Source organism: Thiococcus pfennigii (assembly GCF_016583835.1).
Lineage (GTDB): Bacteria > Pseudomonadota > Gammaproteobacteria > Chromatiales > Chromatiaceae > Thiococcus > Thiococcus pfennigii.
On the sequence record NZ_NRRW01000037.1, the window covers coordinates 1 to 24,785 of the forward strand.

Sequence of the window (24,785 nt, forward strand, 5' to 3'; positions counted from 1 at the left end):
CCCCGGCCCCGCTGCCCCTCAAGGTCCGCAACGGCCTGCCGCCCTTCATCTGGTATGTCGACGGCGCCCCTGTCGCCCGCTCCCCGTACGGCCGCCCCACCGACTGGCAGCCCACGGGCCCGGGCTTCGCGACCATCGCCGTCGTCGACGCCCATGGGCGCGCGAGCCGGGCCCACGTCCTGATCGAACGGTAGGAACCCGCTTGCAGGTGGATTGCGAGGTCCCGGTGCCGACGCGACACCGGTGGATCCAAGAGACGCGGACGGTCCCAGCATTGATGCAGTGCAAGGTTCCTGCGTCGTTACAATGCGAGATCTGCCCCCGGTGGAATTTCTGGGCTTTCGCCTGCATCCTCTGAAAGGCGACCTGGCCGGGCACCATGGAGTCACCGTATCAGGAAACTGGCGCCTGATCTTTCGCCTCAATGACCAGGGCCACGCCGTCGACCTGATCGACTACCACGGAACGGGGCTTGCAATGGCCACGCATCATCCACCGCATCCGGGATGCCGTCATCCGCGAGTTGTGCCTGGATCCCCTCGGGCTCGGCGTGGGCGAGACGGGCGACGGCCTCGGCGTCGAGCCAGAGACCTTCGCTGACCTGCTCGATGGACGACTCGGGATCTCGGGCGAGACGGCGTTGCGCCTCTCCCTTGCCTTCGGCGGCAGTGCCGAGCGTTGGCTACAGCAGCAGGCGCTTTATGATCTCGCCCAGGTGCGCCGGAGTGCTCCCGCGCTACACGTCAGGCGGTTTGTTCAGAATCCAGGGCACCTTGAAAAATTCAAGGTGCCCGCGCGGGGCAAGGATGCCCCGCCATTCTCAGTCGCCTAAGCGACTGAAAATGAAGCGAAGCGGAGATCGCATTTTCGCTTCACGTCTTGAAAAATCGCCCGGATGGCAATTTTTCAAGGTCCCCTCAAGAACGAATGTATGCAGGTCCAGGATACGAGGAGGCGGCGTGAATCGAGGCATCGCACAGCCATCTCGGGCCGTCGTCGGAACCTATGAACGGTTGTTCCGACCGTTGGCCAGTTTAGTTTAATTGGCATGTGGGGCGTCTTGACGTTCCTCGGGTGGTTGCGCGCTGATCGTTATTCGATTGGGTGCTCGCAGGATTCAACTGCGTCCTCGATATCGCCAGAAAGCAGTGACGACGCCCCGGACAGTCTCCGTGCTGGCACGCGGTCTTTGCCGATTGCGACCAGGCCCCTTTGAGGGGCCAGCAATCGAAAGTCCCCGGCTTTGCCGGCGGCTTGTTACTTCCAACCCTTCTGTCATGCTGTTTCGGCTACCCGTCATCAGCTTCGTCGCCACGCTCTTCCTCGGTACGGGTGTAGTCGTTGCCGACACCTCGCTGATTGGTTCACCTGGTGGCGTCCGCGAATCCGTTTCATCGCCACTTCCACCAGAATATGTGGCCGGCCCAGACGGGTCTGTAAAGCTGCGAATCTGTTTTAATTGGTCGTGTGCACGCACAGAAAACATCACCTTTACGCCCGATGATATAGCGATCCTGAAAAGACGAATGCGGACTTGCTCCGGCGAAAGCCTTCACGATAGATTGCAACGAATACGGATCGGCATCTGGCAAATGGAGTCGCTGGCGCAAAAGTATCAGCCCTTACTGGCCAACGATCGTGCGATCAATGATTTTGACGCGCCAGTCCCGGGACGAATGGATTGCATCGATAACTCCAGCAATACGACGACTTACCTGAGCATTCTCCGGCATATTGGGGAGCTGGACGGGTGGTCCGTCTCCCTGCCGAAGGTGCGTAAACTTTTCGATGTCACAGCGGTTCACTGGACGGCTGTAATCCTTGATAAGGAGACGGGGATTTCCTGGAGCGTCGATTCCTGGTACCGACCCAACGGTCATCTGCCAATGGTCATGCCCTTGCGGAGTTGGATCGCGGAAAAAAGGGCTTGGGAACCGCCTTTTGAGCGTCTCAATGCAACTCCACGCTCAGTCCGCGCGCTGTGCAATACCCAGTGACGCGCCCCCTCGAAGCATGAAGCGTTCCTCGGGCATGGTGCGCGCGGCGTCAGATCTCTGACCGAAGACCTTCAGCCACCTAATCCGTGGCCGACTTCGGTATGTTGCCACCGTTTGCCGGGTCATAACCTCCGGAATTCCTTTGTCTCTGGCAGTATATAGACGATACCGCCCTGCCCGGAAAACTCATTTATTACCACGTTCTCGAAGAAATCTTCCGGAACATTGATACAGCCAAACGAAATACGATTATCGAGCGGCGTTGGACTGGCTAGACGTTCGGCTCGGCGATCTTTGGCCGTGCCTTTAACGACTGCGTGCATGGAGAGGGATTGTTCGTAGTCCAGCCAGAGGATGTCCTTACCCTTGTGATTGCGGCCCATTGCCGACACGAAACGACCCGCAGGCGTCGTACGTTCTGAGGGCGGAATGCTGGACAGAGGTTTACTGCCGACGCCAGGCACGGAGAGATCGCCTTTCGCCAGTCCAAGCAAAACGGGCGCTGCGCCCTCGAACTGTCCCTCCGCACCGAACACGTAGACCTTGGCGTTTGGCTTGTCGACAATCGCGAAGGGCATGTTGAGATTGTCTCTAGATCTGACAATCCAGTGCGCCATGTCCCTTGTTCTACGCGAGGCGCTCTCTGATGCAAAGTCAATGTTTTCGGATCTATGCGCCGCAGACATTCTTGGCTCTGCAACGAATGTGGCGTCCGCGTCTTCAGAATACGCTGCGTTGAGCATCGGGTTGGGCATATCAGCGACCGCGTCTACCTTCACCGCCTCGCTCGGGACGCAGCCGGCACCCAACAGGCTAACGCAGAGGCAAAGCGCCATGCTCGTCAAATTCAGGTGCCTGGGGACTGCGCGTCGACGCTTGAAGCAGGCCGCTACGGCTAGATGATGTCCTCGTTCACTGCTCGCAGCAGGGTTCGGGGGTGCCAACTGCCCCAAGAATGTCCTCGCGGAGGCGGCGCTGGTCGTCTCGCCGAAACGCCCGGGCGACGCTAAGCGATCAAGATCTGTCGCGCCCTCGATGTTGAGCCGTTGGTGCTGAGACTTCCTGCGCGGCTCGTCATCGATTTTGCCCTTGAACGAGCCGAAGGCAGTTACCGTACTGTGTTCAGGGTACATTGCATTCAGGACGTCGGTCGGAAATCGGAGTGTTGGGAGGGTAACAAATTCAACCACCTGTATAAAGTGTTCATTCACCCCGGAGGACTGATTACCTGGGGCAGACCTCTGTGGCGGAGATCGAGACATCAGACCGAATACTCGACTGTGCGTCCGGCAGCAGGCCCTATGGAAGTCTCCTGCAATCACCTGATCATCCTGCTGAGCTTGGATTTGCCGAGGCACAAGTGCTGGATCGACGAAGTTCGTTGGTCTTGACAGTCAGCCGCAAAGACCAGATATTTCCAGACGAGCGACCAGATAATTGTGTTTAGATGGTGGTGGTCGCGATACTCGGCATAGGCTGATTCCGCTGCCGTAGTGCCCTCAGTCGAGTGAATGTCCGCACATTAGAGACTTAGGTGACGAAAAATGAGCATTACGAACAGATCCGTTCTCGCCATTTCCGCCATCGTGCTGGTGCTGGGGCTCACGGCCTGCAGCACCACGAAGCATGAACCAGCGCCCCCGGCTCCAGCGCCGATGATGGAGCCGAAACCAGATCGCGGTTGATAACTTTCTACCCGCCATCGAAAAACGGGCGCAGGCTCAATTACCCCGCGCATCTTCGAACCAAATGGCCCAACTAACGACTCGGCCCGACCGCCCGTCGCCGCGCCGTCGCTTCGCTCCCGGCGCGGCGACGGGCAGGGGCTAGCCTCGGCGTTCAACTAAAGGGGACCTTGAATTTTTCAAGGTGCCGTATAAAGCGGCGCCGGGGTCTCGCATCGTAGCCGAGCGACCACTTGGCCCGACTTGCACGGGTGCGCGGCCTCACATTACACAGTTCGCAGGAACAGGATCGGCGTTTGACATTTCACACGCCGAGGCAGCGTCCTAGGACCTTGCCGCACGCGCATGCCTCTCAGGGGTGCATTCGTGCTTGGGAAGACGCTGCAATGATCGCCGGTGTCACATGGGGGACAGGAATCCGGTCTTCCTGACCTCGATCTCCGGCAGATCTTCGCTCGGAATTCGACCATCTGATCTTCCGAGTTCCGCCATGTTCAGCCGCTAGTCGCGACTAAACATGGCGCGTTACCTGCGTTGTGCGGGGAATGCTGACTATTCCCGCGCGTGCCTATGGGATGCGGACCAACGCGTATCCTTGCGCCTGGTATCCGATGACCGAGACGAACCCGTTTGGAACCTGATCGATCTCGGGGATGATGGTGCTCCGGTCGATCCCGAAGACATCCAGGGCGAACTGGCAAACCTCCATGGTCACGCCCTTTTCCTTCATGTCTTTCAATGCTTTCTGGAATTTCTGGACCTCGCCCCATGCCGCATCGTCATGGCTCCCCTGCTCAGTCGACAGGAGGTGCACGGCGGCGTCGTGGAACACGATGGCGAGCCTCGGGGCGTTCGGCATGGCCGCGACTTCCGGGCCGTCGTCGACTTGATCGATGGCCGTCAGGATGACGTTTGCATCCTCTGGGTCTCCATGCGTGAAGTCGAATACGGCATCGAACTTCGTCACCCCCTTCAACGCATTGCCGTAATCACCAGCCAGGCTGGGCATCGCGGTCAGGGCGACCACGATCAAAGCCGTGAAGATCCGGCCGTATGGGTGGATCATGACATCCTCCTTCGGACTTCGGTTTCTTCTCTGCCTGCGGTCACGGTGGATGGTCGACCGCTCTGTCGGCGGTATTCCGCCGGATCGCAGGGGCCTTTGGGCGTGTCTCGGTGACGACACCTCCGAAGAGAATTGGGACGTATCGGCCGGCTTCTACCCCCAACCGGACCGTCTGGTCACAGTCGTCATGTCCGCCGATCGAGAAATGGTGTCCGGTCCTGCGATCACGGAGAGCAAGGGAGGAAGTCGTTTGCGGCAGGCCCAGCGTGACGCCGGGGGCAAGTCTCGCATTGAACCCTTCGCGACCCCTTCGTGCGAACATGGTTGAAACACTCGCTGTAGCGGGCTTTCAAGCGCCCCGCACGCCCGCACGACGACCTCCAGTCCACTCGCACGCCGCGGCGCTCACCGTCGCACGACTAGCCGTCGGTGAAGCCGACCGCCTTGTGGCTGCCGTCGCAGAAGGGCTTGCTCCCGGATGCGCCGCAGCGACAGAGGAAGGCCTTCGTGCCCTGCCAGGCGACCCGCCCACTGGCGGCGCGGATGCTGAGGTTGCCCTCTACCTTCAGCGGGCCATTCGGGATGCGTTTGACCTCGAGGGGACCGCCAATGCCGTCGGCACCTGGGCCGATCTCGCCGACGGCGCCGAAGTCTTGGAAGCCGGATTGCAGGTGGCTGTTGTCGCAGAAGGGCTTGTTGCCGGATGCCCCGCAGCGACAGAGGGCGGCCCGAAAGCGGGTGCCGGGCATGTCCTCGGCGGCATCCTCGATGTGCAGGTCGCCGGTGAGATAGAGGGGGCCATTGTAGACCAGGCTCAGGGTGTTCTCGGCGGGCGCCCGCTCCGGCTCGCCCGACTTGTCGGTGTAGCTCAACGCGCCACTGGGGCAGCGCTCGCAGACCTCGCGCACCTCGGCCCGGCTGACCTCGTCCGGCACGCACCAGGGCTTGCGGTCCGCCTCGAAGAGGCGGTTGGCAGCATGGCCGCACTCGCCGATGTGGATGCAGAGGCGCTCGTCCCAGTGCACGTCGATTTCGCTGCCGGGATAATCGGAGATCGGCTTGTCACTCATCATCGTCTCCACGTTGGCTGTTCTGGACCGGGCGACCATGGGCAAGTATGGGGGCGACTTGCCGAAGGCCCGAATGCAGGCCGCGGAATCGGCAAGCGCGCATCGGACCGCGCCGGACCTGGCACGCATGTCACCGAGTCAGCGCGACGACGGCGTCCGTCGCGGCCGTGATGATCTGCTCGCGGCGTTGTTCGCCACCAGGGCGCTCGCCACAGACGCGGCGGCAGAGCCAGTCGGTGGGGGCCTCGAAGTCGCAGTGGGTCGCGTCGGGGATCCGGTGGATCTTGGCGCGCCGGGCGGCGGCCAGGGCCGTGAGGCCGTTGTTCTCGGCGTTGCAGGGGGACGGCGGGCCGACGAGGGCGATCAACGGCCGGTCGAGGTCGGCGGCGGCCGCGACGCCGAGGCCGTCGCGATCGACGAGGTCGAGGGCGACCACACCGACCGTGCGCTCGTCGCCCCGCCCGGCGACGAGCGCCGCGAGCCCACCGGCGGAGAAGCCGACGTAGACGACGCGCCTGGCACCCAGTGCGTCGGCCAGCGCGTTCATGTCCTGCCCGTTCTGGCGGTGGCGTCCGTCCCAGATCCGCGAGTTGCAGAAGCGGACCGAGGCCGTGCGCAGCCCCGCCGCGGCGATTCGCCGCGACAGCCCGTCCATCTGCTCGTAGCTGCGCAGAAAGCCGTGGCCGACGACGACGAGGGTGTCCGCGTCCCGTCGCGCAGCGCTCGGCGAGTAGAGCAGGTAGTCGAGGCGGCAGCCCGCCGTCCCGCGGGCGTTCCCCTGCGAGACGACGACCTGCCCATCCCTTGCCTTGCTCGGCACGATGACCCTCCGGGCGCCCGCCTCGCCAGGCGCCAGTTCGTAGCGCAGCACCCCGTCGCTGCACGCAGCCAGCGCGAGGGCCGCGAGCATGACGAGGCACCATCTGGCCTTCCGATCGCGATGACACATCCTCTGGCTCTACCTCCTGTCCGATGGATTCAGGCCGCGCCCAGCATATCGCCGCGCGGGATCCGCCTTGCCCCGGATCGCCGTCGGTGGCTAATATCGCGACGACTTGCCGCTCTGCAACGGGTGATGCCCTGACCCCGACCCCACCCATCCTGCCCGTCCTGGCGCTCCTGCTCGTCTTCCAACTGGCCGGGGAGGCGCTGAGCCACGCGTTCGCGCTGCCGGTGCCGGGCCCGGTGATCGGCATGCTCGGGCTGCTGCTGGCGCTCATCGTGCGCGGCTGGCGCAAGGGCGCGGCCAGTGCCGTACCGCCGGCCTTGGAGCGGGCTACGCAAGCGCTGCTCGGTCACCTCTCGCTGCTGTTCGTGCCGGCCGGGGTCGGGGTGACGACCCATTTGGCCCTGCTGGCCGAGGAGGCCGTGCCGATCGCTGCAGCGCTCCTGATCAGTACGCTCGCGGCGATCGCCGTCGGCGGGCTCTTGATGGCCTCCGTGGGACCTGGCTCCCGCCCGGAGGAGGACCAGGACGAGGAGGGACGCCGATGATCGATGGGCTCTCGGACATCTGGGTCTATCTGGCCCGCGACCCGCTCTTCGGGCTGACGTTGACGGTGCTGGCCTATCTCGCGGCCGACCGCGTCTATCGTCACCTCGGGATGCACCCGCTGGCGAACCCGGTGCTCTGGTCGGTCATCGCGCTGGCGCTGGTGCTGCACGTGACCGGCATCTCCTACGAACGCTATTTCGAGGGTGCCCAGTTCATCCACGTGTTGCTCGGGCCGGCCACGGTCGCCCTCGCGGTGCCGCTCTACAAGGCGTTCGGCACGCTCCGTCAGAGTTGGCGGGGCATCGCGCTGGCGCTGCCGACCTCGGTCGTCGTCGCCTCGCTCGGGGCCGTCGGCCTGGCCTTGGTCCTCGGTGCCGCCGCGACGACGATCGCCTCGCTCGCGCCGAAGGCCGTGACCACGCCCATCGCGATGGGGATCGCCGAGCAGATCGGTGGGCTACCGACGCTGACGGCGGTGTTCGTGATCCTGACCGGCATCGTCGGCGGCGTGCTCGGCCCGCCGCTCCTCTCGCTGCTCGGGGTGCGCGACGCACGCGCGCGGGGCATCGCGCTCGGCGCGGCGGCGCACGGTATCGGCACCGCCCGCGCCTTCAACGAGGGCCCGGAGACCGGCGCCCACGCGAGCCTCGCCATGGGGCTCGCCGGCCTGCTCACCGCCCTGCTGCTGCCAGTGGTCTGGCCGTTCGTCCGGGCGCTGATGTGAGCGCCGCAGCGCGACTCCCCGATGGCGGCATCGGTCCGAGCAACATCGGTGGCGTGCGGGTCGCGATCAGCGGTGAAAAGGCACCAACGCGTACAGGCCGCGCTGGGGCGCAAGTCCTCGCTCGAAGAGGGCCGGTCGCTTGTCGATGCGATGACCGGAACACACGCCCGCATTCGGTCAATTGCACCGGCACGCTGTAACCGTCTGCTGGGAAGATCGAAAAAAGGCCATGCGGACAGTTTTTCGAGACGTAAGGGGAAATGCCATTTCGGCTTCGCTTCATCTTCGGTCGGCCAGGCGACGGACAAATGGCCGCCGATCGCAGGCGCTGCGGCCTTGTTCCGAAAAAGATTCGAAAATGAGCGGGACGACTCGATCCCCGATGTCGTGTATATGCTGCGCGAACCCGACCAAACGCACCGGTCATTATTGCACCGACACTGAGGCCCCTGGCAGACGTCAGGCCAGCAAGCCGGCCAGCGAGCAGTACCGTTCGGCGCACAGGGCCTCGATCTGAATGGCACCATCGTCCGAACGCACCACGGCCCGCAGACGCGTCCAGGTGCCACGGTCGGGCGGATGATCGGGACACGACAGGGTCAGATTCAGTTCGATGCCGGCGGCCAAACGCGACGAAAGATCGGTTGGCACTGCGAGGCGCCTGAATCCACCGAGCAGAATTGCCCGTCCGTCGCCCGCACGCAGCAGCTTGATCGCCCGCAATGCGGCTTCGAGGATGAGCTGTATCGCAAACGCTGGGGGCACACCGACGGCGACGACACCCGCCGCGAGCTGGAGCCGGTAGTCCCCCGCGTCCGTGGTCAAGGCATCCACCGGCAAGAGCTGCCTCGCAGAGCCATTGTCGATCCAGCCTATGACCGGCTCGGCCCGTCGCTGTCGTCCGGTAAACCACAAGCGACGGCCGGCGTCCGTTGCCAGGGTGCCGCTTACCGATGGCAAGATCCCACCTTCTCGTTGTGGTGTTTCACTGATGGTCAGGGTCAAGGCGTGGCGCACCGGCCGACGAAAGCGCACGCCCTCGGCGCCGACTAGCCGCTCGCCAACGCTGAGCAAGCCTTCGGCCAAGGCGGCCACGGCCCCGAGAATGATCGGGCCGTGCACCAAGAAGATCGATTCCGGACAGAAGGCCAGGGGGGCGCTCGCCCGCACGATGCCCGGCTGCGTCCGGTCCAGATCGGCGAATCCGGCAGCCCGGGCCTGTGGCGCCGGATGTCGCGCAAGCAGGCGTTCCGCATAGGTCAACAGGTCCCCGACTCGGCTCTCTGCGGCTAGCCAATCGACCAAAGACACAGTACCGGCGTGGTAACCACGCACCGCCGCCGCGGCGTCATCGAGCAAACGCGGCGCAACGTTGACGAAAAGGTGCCAACGGGCCGCCTCGGCCCTTTCCGGTGAGAGCCCGTCGGGATCGGGCAGGGACGCGCCGGGGATCATGCGCCAAGACCGGCCGCTCGAAGCAGCCGAGCGGTGTGGTGCGCATGGTGCAGGCGGCATTCGCGGCTTTCGCGGAGAAGGACGCCGTACTCGGCATAGGCGGTCGCACGGCAACCGCCGCCGCAGACCGACATGAACGAACAGGCGGCGCAGGCAGGTATCTCGTAGCTACGCGGCCGAAAGCCGCGCGCCTCGGCCCCGGCGAGGAGCGCCGACAGATCGTCTCGGTGGATGTTACCCATTAACATTTCGGGACCCTTGAGAAGATGGCACGGATAGACATCGCCGTTCCAATCGATGTCGATGAGGCTGTGGGCCATACCGCAGGAGAAGTGGCTGTTCGGCGAATCGGTCGTGCAGACTCGAGGCGGCTGCAAGCGCATCAGGCGCGCCTCCACGGCGGCCCGGCCGAAGCGTTCAATCAACGCGCGATTGACTGCCCGCAAGGTCTCGAGGAGGGTCTCCTGCGCCAAGGCCAATCCCCCACCCTTCATTCCCAGGTCCCGCAAATCATTGGCATTGACGGCCCCACCGATCTCGTGCAACCACAGCGCCATGTCGACCATCTCGTGGCAGTTGCCGTCATGCAGTGTGGGCGCCGCGAGGAATGGCACCTGATGCCGAGCCAATGCCTCCAGGGCCGCGACCGCCTTATCGCGCGCCCCACGCCCGCGGGTTTGGGCGTTGACCGCCTCGCTCATCCCGTCGAGGCTCACTTGGACGCGGGCAAGCCCCTCGCAGTCGGCCAGGCGGGCCGCGACCGCATCATCGAGCAACTGCCCATTGGTCAGCAGGGATGAAGAAAGGCCTCGCTCGGAAATGTCTTTCAGGATGGAGAATAGATCAGGATGTAGCAGGGGCTCGCCGCCCGTCACCACGATGTGACAATCGGCGTTGACGGCACGAATGTCGTCTAGCAATCGGAGAACGGACTCTCGTGACATTCGACGCCCGCCGCGGTTCTCCAGCCCCTGATAACAATACGGGCACGCCAGATTGCAATCGCGGATGATCGTCAAATAGAGACTGGCCAGGGGTGTCTCGGAAGGCCCGGGGAAAGTCTCACGACCCCATCCCTCGCGGAGCAGGCGCCTGACGAAGCCCCACGCCAGGCGTTCCGCCTGCTCCGGCGAGTGGCCCAAGATACGAAAGAAGCTGCGTGCGCCATCATGGCTCCGACCGTCGCCCAGTTGGTGGAACGCCAGCATCTCGGCTCCGTTGAGGACACTGAGCGCCCCGGTACGAGGGTTGTTGACGAAATGCACCCCCTGCATCTCGCGAGTCACGGCATCGGCGAGGTTCAGGGGCGGGAATTCGCTCTCGTCGGCAACCATGGTCGGCCCTTCGCAATCATCGCAGGACTACAAGGCGAAACGGGGTGTCGACGGCACCGCCTACACCCCGCGAACGGTGCCGAATCAGCTGCCGATACTGACACAGGCGATGCAGCCCACACTGGCACAAATGCTCGCTGCGAGGACCTGCTCGCCGCCTTTGGACTCGACCGACTGCCCACTCTTTTCGGCGACCATCACCAGATCGTCAGTCGTCACATCATAGCCCTTATCCCTCGCCACGGCGGCGAGCTGATCCAGGCTCTTCGCCTGTTCGGCGTCGCCCTTGAGTGCGGCATCCTTGCCTATGGCCTCGAAGAAAGACTTGGTAGCTGCCTCGCTCATCTCTCATCTCCTCGTCTTCACTATGATTGAGTGGGTGTCCGTGTCGAGCGTCGCTCCCGACACGTCACCGATATCAATCTAGACCAAGACTTGACCCGCAACCACGTCCAACCGCCGACGTAGTTCACAGAAACATGAACCGGCTCGAAATTGTCATCAAGGGGAGCGAGGGAGCTAGCCCGGAGGGAAACGGCGGGACACGCAAGAGGCGCGAGACAGGAGGACACGTTGAAAAATCAAGGTGCCCGACGCGAAGCGGAAATCGCGTTTTCGCTAACGTCCATGGCGATTCGGGCCACCGCGGGGCATCAAACCGGCGGGGTGCGGTGGCTTGCGAAGCGCACCGTCGACCGAACCGGTCTTCCAGGGTGACCCGACCGAACTCGCCGCCCTGCCGCGGTCAGGGGCAGGCCGCGAGGCGAGCGATCGCGCCCAGCGAGCGGGCACCGTGCGGCGGTTCGTCGCGCTCGGCGCAGTCGAAGCGATAGCCCTGCTGGGCGCAGTAGCCCAGCCACTTCGCGAGAAAGAGATTGACGCGCCACTTGTCGAGCAGGAGCGGCTCGTCAGGGTCGCGTAGCATCGGCAGCGACTTCGGCGACAGGCCGAGCACCTCGACCTGCCGCGCGTCGTGGTAGGCGCGCAGGCAGGCGTCGGGCTCGGCCTGGCGGCGGGTCGCGTCGCCGAGGGAGGCGAAGAGGTAGGTCAGGCGCACCGTGCTCGTGTAGGGCGCCTGCTCCAGGACGTCGAGATGGAGGTCCAGATCGCCGGGGCACGACGCCCGATGGGCACCCTGGATGCGGTTCAGCCCGGGGACCAGGCGTCGCAGCAACGCGTAATTCCCCTCGCACAGCCCCATCAGGGAGCCGACAGTGGGGCGCCCGAGGAGCAGGTCGCGGGTGAGCCAGGGGTAGAGGGGGGCCTGCATGATCGGGTCTGGGCCTCGTGGGCTCTAGGCGGAACGCCCCGCGCCGGGGCGCGCCTCGGGTCGGGCCTCAGGCCTGACCCTTCTGCTGCGCCTCGATCTCGCGACGCACCTCGTCCATATCGAGCTCCGAGGCCTTTTCGATCAGCTGGCGGAACGCCGATTCCGGCAGTGCCCCGGGCTGGGAGAAGATGATGATCTGCTCGCGGAAGATCATCAGCGTCGGGATCGAGCGGATCTGAAAACGGGCCGCCAACAACTGCTCGTCCTCGGTGTTGACCTTGGCGAAGACGATGTCCTCGTGATCGGCCGAGACCTTGTCGTAGACGGGCGCGAACGAGCGGCACGGTCCGCACCAGGGCGCCCAGAAGTCGACGATGACGAACGGACTGTCCGTGATCGTCTGCTCGAAATTGTCCTTGTTGAGCTCAACTACGGCCATTTGGCTTCCCCCTTGGATTCTTTATCAAAATAGGTCGGACGATAGGATCGGGACGACGCGAGCGAGGCATCCGTCGGTCGGCGTCGCCGCGTGGGACGGATCGGACCCGCCCGGCCGACGGCGCCCCTCGGCCCGAACCGGACCGGCCCCGATACGCGGATCGATCGGCGTGCGGCACCCGCGGGGCCCTGGGCAACCCCGAGGCATGCGGCTACCCGGCCACGGGGTGGGTCACAGGCCCTCGAGCCCGCGGATGATCTGATCGCGGATCGCCTCGACACTGCCGATGCCGTCGACCCTCAGGTACTTGGGCGCGCCCTCGTCGCCCCGCGCCGCCCAGCTCGAGTAGTACTCGATCAGGGGCTCGGTCTGCTCGTGATAGACGCCCAGCCGGGCGCGCACCGTCTCCTCCTTATCGTCGTCACGCTGCACGAGCGGCTCGCCGGTGACATCGTCCTGACCCTCGACCCGCGGCGGGTTGAACTGGATATGGTAACTGCGCCCGGAGGCTGGATGCACGCGGCGCCCGGACATGCGGCGGATGATCTCTTCGTCGGAGACGTCGATCTCGACGACGGCGTCGACGAAGATCCCCGCCTCCTTCATCGACTCGGCCTGGGCCAGCGTGCGCGGAAAGCCGTCGAACAGGAAGCCCCGCGCGCAATCGGGCTCGGCAATGCGCTCCTTGACCATGCCGATGATGATGTCGTCGGACACCAGGCCGCCGGCATCCATGACCGCCTTGGCTGCCTGTCCGAGTTCGGTGCCCGCCTTGACGTGGGCGCGCAGCATGTCCCCGGTGGAGATCTGCGGGATCGCGAAGCGTTCCTTGATGAAGCCGGCCTGAGTCCCCTTTCCGGCACCCGGACCCCCGAGCAGGATGACACGCATCTTCGTCGCTCCTCAGTCGTCGTTTGAGAATTTTGGCGCGTCAGTCTGCCACAGCCGACGGCGAGTCACCATTGCGGCGAGTCGATTCGGGCGGTTGCGGGCGTCGCGGGCCAAGCGGCGGGCGCCCCGCAGGGCGGGACAGGTGCGGCAGGGTTGCGCCCCGAGGCGCTCCCGAGGTGCCCGCCCGGACGGCGCCGGGCGGGACGGGCGATCAATGGTCGCAGGGGTTGCCCGAGGTACTCAGCGAGCCGTCGAGGAACTGCCGGACGAGTTCCTGCGGGGCGGCCTGTGGGGCGCCGATGACGACCGCGATCTCGTGGCTCGCGAAGAGGTCTAGCGCGCGCTGGCCCATGCCGCCGGCGATGATGTGGGTGGCACCTTGCTCGGCGAGCCAGCGTGGTAGCAGGCCGGGTTCGTGCGGTGGGGCGGCGACCCGGCGCTCGCCGGTGACGGCCCGCGACTGCGGGTCGACATCGGTCAGGGCGAACTCCGGACAGTGGCCGAAATGGGCAGCGAGGACGTCGTCCTGCACCGGGATGGCGATGCGCATCTGGGTATCTCCAAGGCGATCAAGAAAGCGAACGTTATAGAAAGGGCTGGGTTCTTCCCTCACCGCAGCCCGTGCCGGCCGCGGAGATGTGATCGCCCGCAAGCGAGCGACCCGGGAACCGGTCGGTCCGTTGCCTCGCGTCTTCTGCGAAGGCTCATGGAGGCGCAGGCACCGGCCATGGGGCGCCGTCGAGCTGCGCGCGGCAGCGGGCGAAGAGGGCGCGGATCTCGGCCGCGAGCGGCCCGTCGCCCGCCTCGACGAGCGCCTGGCCGGCGAGCTGGGCGGCGGTCACGGCGTCGTCGTACGGCAGCCGAGCGAGGACCGGGGCGCCGCGCGCGGCGGCCAGATCGGCGATCCGCGCGGCCAGTGCCGGGCTAAGGTCGGCCTTGTTGATGCAGACCATCGCCGGCACCCGGAAGTGGGCTGTCAGATCCAGGACCCGGGCCAGGTCGTGCTCGCCCGAGACCGTCGGTTCGGTCACGATGAGGACGGCATCGGCCCCGGTGATCGAGGCGATCACCGCGCAGCCGGTCCCCGGTGGGCCATCGACGAGGATCAGCTCGTGCCCGTCGCGCTCGGCGAGCCGACGGGCCTCCTTGCGTACCAGGCTGACCAGGCGACCCGAGTTCTCGCCGGCGACGCCAAGCCGAGCATGCACGAGCGGTCCGCAGCGGGTCGTCGAGCGGTACCACTCGCCACAGGTCCGGCTGTGCATCTCGATCGCCCGCTCGGGGCAGACCTCGGCGCAGAGCCCGCAGCCCTCGCAGGCCAGGTCGTCGATGCGGTAGCGCCCGCCGGTCACCGCGACCACGGCCTCGTAGCGGCAATAGACGGCGCAGGCGCCGCAACCGGTGCAGTCCTCGGTGCGGATCTCGGCCTCGTACCCGGCGACGAAGGGTTGGGTCTCGACGACCGTCGGCCGCAGCAGCAGATGCAGGTCGGCGGCGTCGACATCGCAGTCGGCGACGACGGCCTCGCCGGCCAGCGCGGCGAACGACCCCGTCAGGCTGGTCTTGCCGGTACCGCCCTTCCCGCTGATGATCACGAGCTCCTTCATATCGCGACCGCCACCTCCTCGTCGGTCTCGCCGGCCGTACGCAGCCGGGCGAGCAGATCACGGAAGCGCGACCGCAGCGCCGGCAGCTCGTCGACCAGCAGGCCGCCACGCGCGTAGACCTCGGCGATGCGCCGGTCGTTCGGGAGGGTCAGCAGCAACGGGATGGCCTCGGCGGCGCAATAGTGCGCGACGCGCTCATCACCGATGCCATGACGGTTGACGACGACGCCGAAGGGCCGCCCGAGGCGACGGACCATCTCGACGGCGAGGCGCAGATCGTGCAGCCCGAACGGGGTCGGCTCGGTCACCAGGACGACGAAGTCGGCATCGCGCACCGCCTCGACGGCCGCGCAGGAGGTACCCGGCGGGGCATCGATCAGCGTCAGCCCCGCGGGCTCGGCGTGGCGCTTGACGGCGCGGATCACGGCCGGCGTCATGGATTCGCCGTTGCCGAGCAGACCGTCGACGAGGCGCAGACCGCCGCGCCGTCCGGAGCGGACCAGGCCGATCGGACGCGCGACCTCGGTGATCGCCCCCCTCGGACAGACCACCACACAGCCACCGCAGCCATGGCAGAGTTCGGGAAAGACCAGCGGCGGACTACCGCCGCCCGGCGAGAAGATGGCGCCGAAGCGACAGAAGCCGCCGCAGGTGCGGCAGCCGTCGCAACGCGCCGCATCGACGTGCGGCACCGCGAGCGTGACCGGCTCCTCGCCGTCCAGTGGGGTGGGCAGGAAGAGCCGGCAGTTGGGCGCCTCGACATCGCAGTCGAGGAGACAGACGGGCTCGTCGGCGACCGTCGCCAGATTGACGGCGATGCTCGTCTTGCCCGTGCCCCCCTTGCCGCTCGCGATCGCGATCTGCATGGTACGCCGCCTGCCCGTCCGTTCAGCCACGCTCAGCGACCGAGGCCGCCGCGCGCGCCGCGCTGACCGCGACCGAGCCCCTGACCCTGACCCTGGCATCGGCCCCGACCGCCCCGGCCGTTGCCGGGGCCGGGGCCACCGGCGAAGCCCGTTCCGACATCGTTCGCGGCACAATTGCCCCTACCGCGCCCGCTCATCGGTCCGCGCCCTTGGGGCCCCGTCCTGTCTTGTCTCGGCATTGTCTCTTCTCCCATCCGGCCGCAACCGGATCGTTCAGTGATCGACTTGCCCACGCGATCGACGATCGCTCAGGCGACCCCGGAGTGCGACGCGACGGTCGCCGCCTCCGTCTTCTCCAACCGACCCTCGCGCAGCGCCTCGATGGCCTCGCGGACCGTGCCCGAGGCGCCCGTGTAGACGGCGATGCCAGCCGCCTGGAGGGCGCGGAACGCCTTGGGTCCGCAGTGACCGGTGACGACCGCCGTCGGCGCGAATTCGATGATGGTCTGCGCACCCTGGACCCCGGCCCCCTGGCTCGCCAGCTGGCCGGAGCCGTTGTCGTGCGCCGACCAGGCGCCGGTCTCCAGGTCGTAGAGGACATAGACGGCGGCCCGCCCGAACTGGGGATCGACCGCCGCCTCGAGGGTTCCGGCCTGCGCCGTGATGACGATCTTCATCGTGCTGCTCCCATGACTTGCGATTGAATCGGCGCAGACGCCGCGACGCCGCCGGCGACGCCCCGCACCGAGTCCGTCCGGCGCGGACCTTTGGCATACACGATTCGACGGCTGCTCGCCGTCGTCGCGCACCGCGCCGCCCTCGACCCGCAGGGCCTGGCCCAGGACCAGGGCCCCGGCGACCTTCTGGCGGGCACCGGCGAGGATCCGCGACAGGGTCGGACGCGAGATCTGCATCCGCTCCGCGGCCGCCTCCTGGTAGAGCCCCTCCAGATCCACGAGCCGCAAGGCCTCCAGTTCGTCCAGGGCCAGCACGACCTCCTGCAACCGATGCAGCGGCACGCCGGCCGGCTTGTAGTAGGTCGCCTGCGGGCGCTGGCCGATGCGGCGAGGCAAGGGTGGTCTTGGCATCTGGGGACTCCGTTTGGTCGTAATTATGGACTTATGTTCATAACTGTCAAGTATCGCCAGTGCGCGAGCTATGCCCTGCCCGCGCCTTGAGCTATAGTTACGGTCCGTCCTACGGCGCCCAGGAAACCGCCGCCAGCGGGTCGGCGCCGCCTCTTCGAACGGCTCGGCGCGGAGGCCATGATGGCGAGTGCGCTTGAATCGACCCTGAACCCATCTCGCCCCAGTCCGCTGGATGGCATACGACTTCCGTTTGCCGTCGCCCTGATGACGGCCGGCATCGGTGCAGCCGCTCAGGCGTCGGAGCCGGACTCCGCGGCGCAATCGCCCGAGCAGGCGGCGGCGCCAGCCGCCCGGACAGCGAGCGCGACCGAGGTCGCGATCGAACAGATCACCCTCGCACCCAATCCTGTTTGGCAGGGAGGTGTCATCGAGATCACGACGGAATACCAGGTAGTCCCGCCACCTGGGACGGCCACGGTCGCGGTGACCGAGTCTTGGGCGTTGCTGGATGGCGGCCGCGAGACCCTGGACTACCATTCCTCCCCCGAGGCGCGCACGCCGACCCATTGGCTCGCCAAGGCATCGCTGCGCATTCCACGCGCCGCGAGCCCCGGGCGCTACACCATCGTGCACCGCGTCGCCACGACGACAAGCCAGGATCAGCGCACGACCGATTTCATCGTCGCACCGCGCGTCGTCCCGCCCGAGGTCACGGATTGGCTCGCACGAGGCCGCACCGCACTGGCGGCCAAACGCCTCCTCACGCCCGAGGACGATGCCGCCGTAACCTACGCCCGACGCGCACTGGCAGCCGACCCGGGCAATCCGGAGGCGCAAGCACTGCTCGGCGAAGTGATCGACACCTATCTCGGATGGGCCGATGCGCAGATCGGTCGCTACAGCCTCGCTAGAGCCAGCAGCAATCTATCCAAGGCGCATTCGCTCGAGGCGTACGCGTCGACGGAACAGCAGGGGCGCTACGAAACGCTGCAACGGGAACTGCGGGCCAAGCAGTCCCAAGCCACCGCGCAGCGCCGCCATGCGACTCAGGCGACCAACGACAGGGAGGAAGAAAAGGGGCTATTCGGCACGCTGAAGCGGCAGCTCAGGTCAGCTGACTGCGCGATCCAGGGCCTCATCGACCCTGATTATTGCAAGTAGCCGACTCGGGGGCCTCCCGAGATACCTCGTGAAACCCCGCCGCGCAGGGTGCGGCGAACTGGAAACGGCATCCGTCGCAAAGACGATCGTACCGAGATCGGCGCAAGTCGCCATGGACGTTAGCCGCGCGACCTCGGGCGCTGAGCATCGGTGCCCGCAGCGTAGCCTTCGTCTGGGTCCGCACCGCGAAGAGAACCGGTTTCCTGGCCCGAGACCACCAGTGGGGGGCGGCAACTTGGTTCACGACGTGGCGCATGTTCAGTCGCCTATCGCAACCGGACATGACAGATGTAGAAGACCGTTCGAGCTGACATCGCGAGCGCGCCGTGAAGGCTGCGCGCGCCGAAAAAGGCGGGGTCTCCGATCGACAAAGGGGTCGACCGGAGAGGGAAGCGCGGGGACGTCCAGCGCTTCCCGAGTTCGACGGGGTGTCGGCCTAGAAGCGCCGCCCTCGCGACGGCGAGTCGCTCTTCGGCTTGGCCTGATTGACGGTGATGTTGCGTCCGTTCAGATCCGTGCCATTGAGACCCTTGATCGCGGCATCGGCCTGCGAATTACTGGACATCTCGACGAAGCCGAAGCCCTTGGATTCACCGCTGAATCGATCCGTGATCACATTGACCTGAGAGACCTCGCCGAAGCGGGAAAAGGCTTCACGCAGATCCGAGTCGGTGACGCTGTAAGGAAGGTTTCCGACGTAAATATTCATATTGGACTCTGTAATTCGTGCATCGGTTACGAATTTGCACTATCGAAAAAAACCAAGCACAAGAAACTCTTCGACAGCGTAAACGGGATGGTGCCGCAATGAAAAAGGAACATGAACGAACTGCGCACATCTCCGGGGTTGTACCGAACCCGAATCACAGGCGATTCACTTCGATCTTGGCATCGCGGCATGCACAGTAGCATGCCACGCTGAGGAAGGCACGCGAAATCTTTTCGCCACCCGATGCGAATTCAACCCAAGAGCGGTCGTTGTACGATGCCCGAGGTGCGCCGCACAGGGTGTCCGGCAAGGCACAAGGAGGCGCAATAGCCCACTGTTGCAACGACTTGCAACACTGCCGCGCGCGACGTGCAGCGAGCGCCTCCGACGACCGCCCGCCGGGCGACCCTACTTCTTTCGGGCCGTGATGGGGGGGCGGCCGGTCTTGCCGACGGCATTGCGCAGATTGAAGTCGTTCGCACAGCCCTCCGCATAGGCCAGCACCTCTTCGCGCGTGCCACGATGCAGGCCGGCCAAGCGGGTGCGCCCACTCGCCAGGACGTAGCGATACCATTCGCCCCCTTGGCCGTCGTCGGGCATGGCGACCCGCTCGATCGATTCGACCTCGTACTGATACCGCAGAAGATTGCTCGGCACGGCATCGTCCACGGATGGCGCGACATCCGCTGCACGCCCGTCGGAGACGAGCGGCTCGTGAGTCGCACTGGCCACGCGGCTGACTTCGATGATCGTGCCCTTGAGGATCCGCCCATCGAGACTGGAGACGGCCTCGGCGGCGGCATCCGGGTCGATATCGACGCGACCGAATCCACGCGCCCCCAGTTCCGACGCACCCCGATAGAGCCGAACGTCTCCAACGGCACCGTACGTGGAGAAGAGCTCGCGGAGATCGGCTTCGGTCGTCGCCTCCGAAAGATTGGTCAGATAGAGGGTCGCGGTCAGAGGGGGCGCCATGAATGAGGTTGGATCCCTGGTTGGTGGGTGGCGAATCCTCGCCGATCAGGTCGGGCGTGCGCGGCGATACGGGCTCTCGATCCCACCCGGGGCACTCGCGAATGGGGGAGACAATCCCCGATCGCCCTGCGCTCGGTCCAGGACCCGGCAGACCCTGAAGTCAACCCGCCTTTATTACATAGGGCCGCAGACCGATATTACCACCGAACCAGGCATCGATATGAAAAAGCCGCGCCCCTTGGGGCGACCTGCCGAGGTCCCCACAAGTCGTGGCCATAGCTTGGCGATTGCACCTCCTCGTGCCTTGCCGGACACCCCGCGCGGCGCAACTCGGGCACGGTCCGACTGCCGCCTTTAGGATGATGACAGAGCCCCGAGACCCCAAGATGCTAGACCAACCAGACCCAACCGCCGTCGAGGGCTACCTCGTCTCGCTCCAAGACCGACTCACCGCCGCCCTCGAGGCAGCCGACGGCACGGCCCGCTTCCGCGAGGACGCCTGGGAGCGCCCCGGGGGCGGCGGTGGGCGCACCCGGGTGCTGAGCGACGGGGCCCTGCTGGAACAAGCCGGCATCAACTTCTCGCATGTCTTCGGCGCCCGCCTGCCCGAGACGGCCACGGCCGCGCGCCCCGAGCTCGCCGGCAGCCGCTTCGAGGCGCTCGGCGTGTCGGTGGTACTGCACCCGCGCAACCCCTATGTGCCGACCTCGCACGCGAACGTGCGCTTCTTCAGCGCCGTGCGGCCCGACGGGCAAACGACTTGGTGGTTCGGCGGCGGCTTCGACCTCACCCCGTATTACGGCTTCGACGAGGACGCGATCGCCTGGCACCGCCAGGCCCGCGACCTCTGCCGACCCTTCGGCGAGGACGTCTACCCGCGCTTCAAGCGCTGGTGCGACGAGTACTTCTTCCTCGCGCACCGCAACGAGCCGCGCGGCATCGGGGGGCTCTTCTTCGACGACCTCGCCGAGTGGGGCTTCGCGCGGACCCTCGAGTTCGTGCGCACCGTCGGCGATGGCTATCTCGCGGCCTATCTGCCGATCGCCGAACGCCGCCGCGACCTGACCTACGGCGAGCGCGAGCGGGCCTTCCAGCGGTATCGGCGCGGGCGCTATGTCGAGTTCAACCTGGTCTGCGACCGGGGCACCCTCTTCGGGCTCCAGTCGGGCGGACGCACCGAGTCGATCCTGATGTCGCTGCCGCCCGAGGTCAGTTGGCGCTACGACTGGCGGCCGGGCGCAGGGACCCCGGAGGCCGCCCTCACGGAGCGCTATCTGACCGCACGCGACTGGCTCGCCGCGGACCCGCCCCCGAAACGGGACTGACCAGAAATCGGCCAATCCGTCATCAGGGTCTCGTCATTCATCGGCTTGCCTGCACTGTGCACAACCTTATGCACAGGCTGCCCACACCGATCGGGGAAAACCTCGTCGACCGCGCGGACACCGACTACAATACTGGGTTTTAGCCGTTCACCGCGGCGCGCGCCGAGGCCTCGGCCGCCGTCGCAAGCCGGAGTCCGTTCGCCAATGAGAAGCACCACCATCGCCATCCGTTCGATCCTGCCCGCCGCCCTCGCCTGCGCGGCCCTGCTCGGCGCCTGGACCGCCGCCGCGGACGAGGCGCCGCTGCCGACCTACAGGCTGGAGGACATCGCCGCCCATGCCAGCCAGGATGACTGCTGGATGGCGATCGACGGTCAGGTCTACGACGTGACCGAACACATCGAGATCCACCCCACGCAGCCGGAGCTGGTCGCCACCTGGTGCGGCAAGGAGGCGAGCGAGGGCTGGCACACGAAGAACTACGGCCAGCCGCACTCGCCCGCCGCCGAGGCGATGCTCGAGGAGATCCGTATCGGGACCCTCGCCGAGTAGGCCGGCCGACCGGCGGCGCGCCGCCCACGCGCCTCAGGCGCGGCCCGCCCAGTGCAGGACCGTGCCGTGCAGTTCCTTGAGCCCAATGGGCTTGGTCAGGTAGTCGTCCATGCCGGCCTCCAGGCACTGCTCCCGGTCGCCGGGCATCGCCAGCGCCGTCAAGGCGACGATCGGGGTACGACGCAGGTCCCGATCGCGGCGCAGCCGGCGCGTCGTCTCCAGGCCGTCCATGCCGGGCATCTGGACGTCCATCAGGATGACGTCCGGGAAGCGCTCGCGCGCCTCGGCGATCGCCGTCTCGCCGCTGCCGGCGGTGACGACCTCGCAGCCCTTGGTGCGCAGATAGACGGCGAGCATCTCCAGGTTGCCCTCGTTGTCGTCGACGATCAGGACCCGCGGCGGACGCGCCCGCGCCGGCGTGCCCGCTGCGTCGCCCGGGGCCGGCTCCGGGGGCAGCGCCTCGGCCTGCTGGGCCGTCGGATCCCAGGGTAGGGCGATCTCGAAACGACTGCCCTCCCCGACCCGGCTCTGGACATCAATGCGCCCCTCGTGCAGCTCGGCCATGCCGGAGGCCAGCGCCAGGCCGAGACCGGTGCCGTCGTACTGGCGCGCGGCCCGGCCATCGAGCTGAACGAAGGGCTGAAAGAGTCGCTCGAACTGCTCCTGCGGGATCCCGACCCCGGTATCCCAGACGCCCAGGTGCAGCTCGCGGCGCTCGGGATCGGCGGTGACATCGAGGCCGATCGCGCCGCCCGCGGGCGTGAACTTGACGGCATTGCCGAGCAGATTGACGAGCATCTGCTTGAGGCGCCGGCTATCGCCGCGCACGAGCCGGACGCGCGGATCGATCTCCAGCGAGACGGCGAGCCCCTTGCGCTTGGCGGCCGGAGCGATCAGCCGCAGGCTCGCATCGCAGAGCTGGGCGACCGGTACCTGGTCCCAGCGCAGGGTCATGCGACCCGAGGCGACGCGCGACATGTCGAGGACGTCGTTGATGAGTTCGAGCAGATGGCTGCCGTTCTCGTGGATCATGTGCACGGCCTTGCGCTGGCGCTCGCTCAGCGGCCCGAGCAGGCCGTCGCCCATCGTCTCCGAGAGGCCGAGGATCGAGGTCAGGGGCGTGCGCAACTCGTGGCTCATCGCGGCGAGGAACTCGTCCTTGGCCTGCGCCGTGCGGGCCAACTCGACGTTGGCCCGATCGAGTTCCCGCGTGCGGTGTCGGACCCGCTCGGCGAGCTGGGCGCGCTCTTCGGCCAGCGAGGCATGGGCCGCCCGCAGGGCCGCCTCGGCCTCCTTGCGCGCCGAGATGTCGGAGAAGGTGACGACGGCCCCGACCAGCCGTCCGTCGTCGTGGATGGGGTTGGAGTGGTACTCGACCGGGAAGGCCGAGCCGTCGGCGCGCCAGAAGACCTCGTCGTCGACGCGCGCCGGGATGCCCTCGCGATAGGTTCGACTGGCCTTACAACAATCGGCCGCGTAGGGGCGGCCGTCGGCGTGGGCATGATGCGTCGTCTCGTGCATGTTTCGCCCGATCAGCGCCTCCGGCGACGCATAACCGAGCATCCGCACGGCGGCCGGGTTGCAGAAGATGCAGGCCCCCTCGGCGTCGACTCCATAGATGCCCTCGCCGGTCGACTCCAACAGCAGGCGCGAGCGCGCCTCGCTCTCGCGCAGGCTCTCGCGCGAGCGGGCGAGGCTCTCCTGCATCGCCTGGAGTGCCGCGAGCATCTCGGCCTGCTCGCCGCCGCCACCGACCCGGATCGGCGTCGAGAAGTCCCCGGCGCTGACCCGCCGCGCGATCGCCGTCGCCGTCGCGATCGGCTGGGCGATGGTGCGGTCGACGAGCCAGATCAGGATCGCCACGGCACCTGTCATGACCACGACCATCAGAAACAGGATGCGGCCCTTGACGGCCCCGATCTCGGCGTCGATCCGGGCGAGGCTCGCGTCCCGCGCGGCGAAGGCTGCGACGAGGATGTCGTCGATCAGATCGGTCGGCTCCCGATCGATGCCGCGCACCCGGCGGTCGACGACGAGCTGCGGGTCGGGATCCTCTGCCCTGTAGGCGGTCAGGGCGGCGCGGTAGGCCTCGCCGAGCCGGCCATGGGCGGCGAGGAACCGCACCGAGATCGCGTAGGCCGGGTCCGTCTCGGCGAGGCGCCCCATGAGCCGCCCGACGACCGCCCGGGTCTGCCCCTCCTCGTGCTCGAAGCGGTCGAAATAGTCGGCGAAGAGCCGCGCGTCCTGGCCGCGCAGCAGCACGTTCTTCCACTCCTGCACCTGCTTTTTGAAGTGGACCTGGGCGGTCAGGGCATCGGTGACGATGGCCGCGGCCCGGTCGCGGACTGCGACCTCGCGCTCGTAGACCTGGGTCAGCCGCGCCAGACCGTAGAGGCCGGCGGCGAGATTGACGACGAGGATCGCGATCAGCCCGGCAGCGAGCTTGGTTCGAATCTGCATGCGATGCGGTCATATTGGGAGACAACGGACCGCGCCGCCAGGTCGGGCGCACCCGCCCCGCGGTCGCGAACTGACCGCGATTATCGCACCTTCATCGCCGCGTCGGCCGCACCCGGACAATGCCCGCCGCAGGCCGCGCGACCCGCCGGTCACCGCTCAGCGGGCGTCCGTCAACCGAGGATCAGCTCGTAGGCACGACGCAGCAGCGCCAGCTCGAGCGGCGGCAGGGCACGCGCCTGGGTCAGGTCGATGAAGGCACCGCCGAGGGTCTCGGCCAGCGCGAGCGGCGGGTCGATCGCGGTGAAGCGCGCAAGGAGGATCTCGATCGTGACATCGGCGCTGCGCACCGGGGCGCGAAAGCCCGACTCGATCTCCAGGCTGCCGTGCGCGAGCCCGAGCTCGGCCTCCGCGGCATGCAGCACCGCGAACGGATGCCAACTCACCTTCGCCGACCCGCGCGGCCCCGCGTCGAGCTCGGCCTGCGGCGGCAGCGCGGCGAAGCCGCAGACGCCCCCGTACGGCAGCCGCAGGAAGCGGGTGCGAGCGCTCGTCGGGTGCTTGTGGTACATGATCAGGCGCGAATCGCTCATCGCAGGGGTCCTGCCGGGTGCATTGG

At 66.6% G+C, this 24,785-nt stretch carries 27 protein-coding genes; 8 read left to right on the plus strand and 19 right to left on the minus strand.

Annotation, left to right across the window (positions count from 1 at the left end):
* The 3 genes from CKO41_RS12220 to CKO41_RS12235 all read left to right on the plus strand — a co-directional run.
* A partial coding sequence (locus CKO41_RS12220) for a hypothetical protein (RefSeq protein ID WP_200382467.1) occupies positions 1–194 on the plus strand: 194 nt, incomplete at its 5' end.
* Positions 195–472: 278 nt separating this feature from the next.
* Positions 473–832, plus strand: a complete 360-nt coding sequence (locus CKO41_RS12230) for a HigA family addiction module antitoxin (RefSeq protein WP_242464296.1) — start codon at positions 473–475, stop codon at positions 830–832.
* 445 nt (positions 833–1,277) lie between these two features.
* Complete coding sequence (locus CKO41_RS12235; protein ID WP_242464297.1) at positions 1,278–1,997, plus strand: hypothetical protein; 720 nt, start codon at positions 1,278–1,280, stop codon at positions 1,995–1,997.
* Positions 1,998–2,119: 122 nt separating this feature from the next.
* Here the strand turns inward: CKO41_RS12235 and CKO41_RS12240 are convergent, their stop codons facing one another.
* From CKO41_RS12240 to CKO41_RS12255, 4 genes are all read right to left on the minus strand, one after another.
* Positions 2,120–2,776, minus strand: coding sequence for a L,D-transpeptidase (locus CKO41_RS12240; RefSeq protein ID WP_338113821.1), 657 nt, complete (start codon positions 2,774–2,776; stop codon positions 2,120–2,122).
* A gap of 1,474 nt (positions 2,777–4,250) precedes the next feature.
* Positions 4,251–4,748: a DsrE family protein gene (locus CKO41_RS12245; RefSeq protein WP_200382469.1), complete on the minus strand. Its 498-nt coding sequence runs from the start codon at positions 4,746–4,748 to the stop codon at positions 4,251–4,253.
* Positions 4,749–5,167: 419 nt separating this feature from the next.
* Complete coding sequence (locus CKO41_RS12250; RefSeq protein ID WP_200254678.1) at positions 5,168–5,818, minus strand: CDGSH iron-sulfur domain-containing protein; 651 nt, start codon at positions 5,816–5,818, stop codon at positions 5,168–5,170.
* A gap of 130 nt (positions 5,819–5,948) precedes the next feature.
* A complete protein-coding gene (locus tag CKO41_RS12255; protein WP_242464298.1) occupies positions 5,949–6,728 on the minus strand; it encodes a dienelactone hydrolase family protein in 780 nt (259 codons plus the stop codon).
* 125 nt (positions 6,729–6,853) lie between these two features.
* On the opposite strand from CKO41_RS12255, the gene CKO41_RS12260 reads away from it, so the two are divergent.
* The gene (locus CKO41_RS12260) at positions 6,854–7,312 is read left to right on the plus strand and encodes a CidA/LrgA family protein (protein ID WP_338113855.1); all 459 of its coding nucleotides are present in this window, start codon (positions 6,854–6,856) and stop codon (positions 7,310–7,312) included.
* Positions 7,309–8,037 carry an LrgB family protein gene (locus CKO41_RS12265; protein WP_200382473.1) on the plus strand — a complete coding sequence of 243 codons (729 nt, stop codon included), beginning with the start codon at positions 7,309–7,311 and terminating at the stop codon, positions 8,035–8,037. Before CKO41_RS12260 ends, CKO41_RS12265 begins: the two co-directional genes overlap by 4 nt.
* Positions 8,038–8,496: 459 nt before the next feature.
* On the opposite strand, the gene CKO41_RS12270 is transcribed toward CKO41_RS12265, so the two are convergent.
* The 11 genes from CKO41_RS12270 to CKO41_RS12320 all read right to left on the minus strand — a co-directional run bounded on the left by CKO41_RS12270 (position 8,497) and on the right by CKO41_RS12320 (position 16,987).
* Positions 8,497–9,492 (minus strand): hypothetical protein, encoded by a 996-nt coding sequence (locus tag CKO41_RS12270; RefSeq protein WP_200382475.1) that lies wholly within the window; start codon positions 9,490–9,492, stop codon positions 8,497–8,499.
* Positions 9,489–10,826: a radical SAM/SPASM domain-containing protein gene (locus tag CKO41_RS12275; RefSeq protein ID WP_200382477.1), complete on the minus strand. Its 1,338-nt coding sequence runs from the start codon at positions 10,824–10,826 to the stop codon at positions 9,489–9,491. The genes CKO41_RS12270 and CKO41_RS12275 overlap by 4 nt, the downstream gene beginning before the upstream one ends.
* Before the next feature lie 84 nt (positions 10,827–10,910).
* Complete coding sequence (locus CKO41_RS12280) at positions 10,911–11,171, minus strand: Nif11-like leader peptide family natural product precursor (protein ID WP_200250911.1); 261 nt, start codon at positions 11,169–11,171, stop codon at positions 10,911–10,913.
* Between the two features lie 400 nt (positions 11,172–11,571).
* Positions 11,572–12,096, minus strand: a complete 525-nt coding sequence (locus tag CKO41_RS12285; protein ID WP_200382479.1) for a DUF1249 domain-containing protein — start codon at positions 12,094–12,096, stop codon at positions 11,572–11,574.
* Between the two features lie 67 nt (positions 12,097–12,163).
* On the minus strand, positions 12,164–12,535 hold the full coding sequence (gene trxA, locus CKO41_RS12290) for a thioredoxin (RefSeq protein WP_200250915.1): 372 nt from the start codon (positions 12,533–12,535) through the stop codon (positions 12,164–12,166).
* Positions 12,536–12,766: 231 nt separating this feature from the next.
* Entirely contained in the window at positions 12,767–13,426 is a 660-nt protein-coding gene (gene adk, locus CKO41_RS12295; RefSeq protein ID WP_200250916.1) for an adenylate kinase, read from the minus strand.
* Between the two features lie 211 nt (positions 13,427–13,637).
* A complete protein-coding gene (locus CKO41_RS12300) occupies positions 13,638–13,976 on the minus strand; it encodes a NifB/NifX family molybdenum-iron cluster-binding protein (RefSeq protein ID WP_200250917.1) in 339 nt (112 codons plus the stop codon).
* Positions 13,977–14,130: 154 nt separating this feature from the next.
* On the minus strand, positions 14,131–15,033 hold the full coding sequence (locus tag CKO41_RS12305) for an ATP-binding protein (RefSeq protein ID WP_200250918.1): 903 nt from the start codon (positions 15,031–15,033) through the stop codon (positions 14,131–14,133).
* On the minus strand, positions 15,030–15,899 hold the full coding sequence (locus tag CKO41_RS12310) for an ATP-binding protein (protein WP_200250919.1): 870 nt from the start codon (positions 15,897–15,899) through the stop codon (positions 15,030–15,032). The genes CKO41_RS12305 and CKO41_RS12310 overlap by 4 nt, the downstream gene beginning before the upstream one ends.
* A 32-nt stretch (positions 15,900–15,931) precedes the next feature.
* Positions 15,932–16,153, minus strand: coding sequence for a DUF5320 domain-containing protein (locus CKO41_RS19140; protein WP_420826478.1), 222 nt, complete (start codon positions 16,151–16,153; stop codon positions 15,932–15,934).
* A 54-nt stretch (positions 16,154–16,207) separates the two neighbouring features.
* A complete protein-coding gene (locus tag CKO41_RS12320) occupies positions 16,208–16,987 on the minus strand; it encodes a DUF134 domain-containing protein (RefSeq protein ID WP_200250923.1) in 780 nt (259 codons plus the stop codon).
* A gap of 177 nt (positions 16,988–17,164) precedes the next feature.
* Here CKO41_RS12320 and CKO41_RS12325 point away from each other — a divergent pair, with 177 nt between their 5' ends.
* A complete protein-coding gene (locus tag CKO41_RS12325; protein ID WP_200382481.1) occupies positions 17,165–18,148 on the plus strand; it encodes a tetratricopeptide repeat protein in 984 nt (327 codons plus the stop codon).
* Positions 18,149–18,584: 436 nt separating this feature from the next.
* Here the strand turns inward: CKO41_RS12325 and rbp are convergent, their stop codons facing one another.
* Complete coding sequence (rbp, locus tag CKO41_RS12330) at positions 18,585–18,857, minus strand: RNA-binding regulator (RefSeq protein ID WP_200250929.1); 273 nt, start codon at positions 18,855–18,857, stop codon at positions 18,585–18,587.
* A gap of 408 nt (positions 18,858–19,265) precedes the next feature.
* Complete coding sequence (locus CKO41_RS12335) at positions 19,266–19,832, minus strand: RNA recognition motif domain-containing protein (RefSeq protein WP_200250932.1); 567 nt, start codon at positions 19,830–19,832, stop codon at positions 19,266–19,268.
* A gap of 386 nt (positions 19,833–20,218) precedes the next feature.
* Between CKO41_RS12335 and hemF the strand changes: the two genes are divergently transcribed.
* Positions 20,219–21,157 (plus strand): oxygen-dependent coproporphyrinogen oxidase, encoded by a 939-nt coding sequence (gene hemF, locus CKO41_RS12340; protein WP_200250935.1) that lies wholly within the window; start codon positions 20,219–20,221, stop codon positions 21,155–21,157.
* 204 nt (positions 21,158–21,361) lie between these two features.
* Positions 21,362–21,709 (plus strand): cytochrome b5 domain-containing protein, encoded by a 348-nt coding sequence (locus CKO41_RS12345; RefSeq protein ID WP_200382482.1) that lies wholly within the window; start codon positions 21,362–21,364, stop codon positions 21,707–21,709.
* Positions 21,710–21,742: 33 nt separating this feature from the next.
* On the opposite strand, the gene CKO41_RS12350 is transcribed toward CKO41_RS12345, so the two are convergent.
* The gene (locus tag CKO41_RS12350; protein WP_200382483.1) at positions 21,743–24,169 is read right to left on the minus strand and encodes a response regulator; all 2,427 of its coding nucleotides are present in this window, start codon (positions 24,167–24,169) and stop codon (positions 21,743–21,745) included.
* Positions 24,170–24,339: 170 nt separating this feature from the next.
* A complete protein-coding gene (locus tag CKO41_RS12355) occupies positions 24,340–24,759 on the minus strand; it encodes a hypothetical protein (RefSeq protein WP_200382484.1) in 420 nt (139 codons plus the stop codon).
* Positions 24,760–24,785 lie beyond the last annotated feature (26 nt).

What these genes read in the sequence shown, in the direction of transcription:
- CKO41_RS12265 (WP_200382473.1), top strand. Translation starts at nt 7,309, where the DNA reads ATGATCGATGGGCTCTCGGACATCTGGGTCTATCTGGCCCGCGACCCG.
- CKO41_RS12255 (WP_242464298.1), bottom strand. Translation starts at nt 6,728, where the DNA reads ATGCTCGCGGCCCTCGCGCTGGCTGCGTGCAGCGACGGGGTGCTGCGC.
- CKO41_RS12285 (WP_200382479.1), bottom strand. Translation starts at nt 12,096, where the DNA reads ATGCAGGCCCCCCTCTACCCCTGGCTCACCCGCGACCTGCTCCTCGGG.
- rbp (WP_200250929.1), bottom strand. Translation starts at nt 18,857, where the DNA reads ATGAATATTTACGTCGGAAACCTTCCTTACAGCGTCACCGACTCGGAT.
- CKO41_RS12355 (WP_200382484.1), bottom strand. Translation starts at nt 24,759, where the DNA reads ATGAGCGATTCGCGCCTGATCATGTACCACAAGCACCCGACGAGCGCT.
- CKO41_RS12245 (WP_200382469.1), bottom strand. Translation starts at nt 4,748, where the DNA reads ATGATCCACCCATACGGCCGGATCTTCACGGCTTTGATCGTGGTCGCC.
- CKO41_RS12320 (WP_200250923.1), bottom strand. Translation starts at nt 16,987, where the DNA reads ATGCCAAGACCACCCTTGCCTCGCCGCATCGGCCAGCGCCCGCAGGCG.
- CKO41_RS19140 (WP_420826478.1), bottom strand. Translation starts at nt 16,153, where the DNA reads ATGGGAGAAGAGACAATGCCGAGACAAGACAGGACGGGGCCCCAAGGG.
- CKO41_RS12300 (WP_200250917.1), bottom strand. Translation starts at nt 13,976, where the DNA reads ATGCGCATCGCCATCCCGGTGCAGGACGACGTCCTCGCTGCCCATTTC.
- CKO41_RS12250 (WP_200254678.1), bottom strand. Translation starts at nt 5,818, where the DNA reads ATGAGTGACAAGCCGATCTCCGATTATCCCGGCAGCGAAATCGACGTG.
- hemF (WP_200250935.1), top strand. Translation starts at nt 20,219, where the DNA reads ATGCTAGACCAACCAGACCCAACCGCCGTCGAGGGCTACCTCGTCTCG.
- CKO41_RS12345 (WP_200382482.1), top strand. Translation starts at nt 21,362, where the DNA reads ATGAGAAGCACCACCATCGCCATCCGTTCGATCCTGCCCGCCGCCCTC.
- CKO41_RS12275 (WP_200382477.1), bottom strand. Translation starts at nt 10,826, where the DNA reads ATGGTTGCCGACGAGAGCGAATTCCCGCCCCTGAACCTCGCCGATGCC.
- CKO41_RS12335 (WP_200250932.1), bottom strand. Translation starts at nt 19,832, where the DNA reads ATGGCGCCCCCTCTGACCGCGACCCTCTATCTGACCAATCTTTCGGAG.
- trxA (WP_200250915.1), bottom strand. Translation starts at nt 12,535, where the DNA reads ATGGCCGTAGTTGAGCTCAACAAGGACAATTTCGAGCAGACGATCACG.
- adk (WP_200250916.1), bottom strand. Translation starts at nt 13,426, where the DNA reads ATGCGTGTCATCCTGCTCGGGGGTCCGGGTGCCGGAAAGGGGACTCAG.
- CKO41_RS12270 (WP_200382475.1), bottom strand. Translation starts at nt 9,492, where the DNA reads ATGATCCCCGGCGCGTCCCTGCCCGATCCCGACGGGCTCTCACCGGAA.
- CKO41_RS12310 (WP_200250919.1), bottom strand. Translation starts at nt 15,899, where the DNA reads ATGCAGATCGCGATCGCGAGCGGCAAGGGGGGCACGGGCAAGACGAGC.
- CKO41_RS12280 (WP_200250911.1), bottom strand. Translation starts at nt 11,171, where the DNA reads ATGAGCGAGGCAGCTACCAAGTCTTTCTTCGAGGCCATAGGCAAGGAT.
- CKO41_RS12235 (WP_242464297.1), top strand. Translation starts at nt 1,278, where the DNA reads ATGCTGTTTCGGCTACCCGTCATCAGCTTCGTCGCCACGCTCTTCCTC.
- CKO41_RS12350 (WP_200382483.1), bottom strand. Translation starts at nt 24,169, where the DNA reads ATGCAGATTCGAACCAAGCTCGCTGCCGGGCTGATCGCGATCCTCGTC.
- CKO41_RS12325 (WP_200382481.1), top strand. Translation starts at nt 17,165, where the DNA reads ATGATGGCGAGTGCGCTTGAATCGACCCTGAACCCATCTCGCCCCAGT.
- CKO41_RS12305 (WP_200250918.1), bottom strand. Translation starts at nt 15,033, where the DNA reads ATGAAGGAGCTCGTGATCATCAGCGGGAAGGGCGGTACCGGCAAGACC.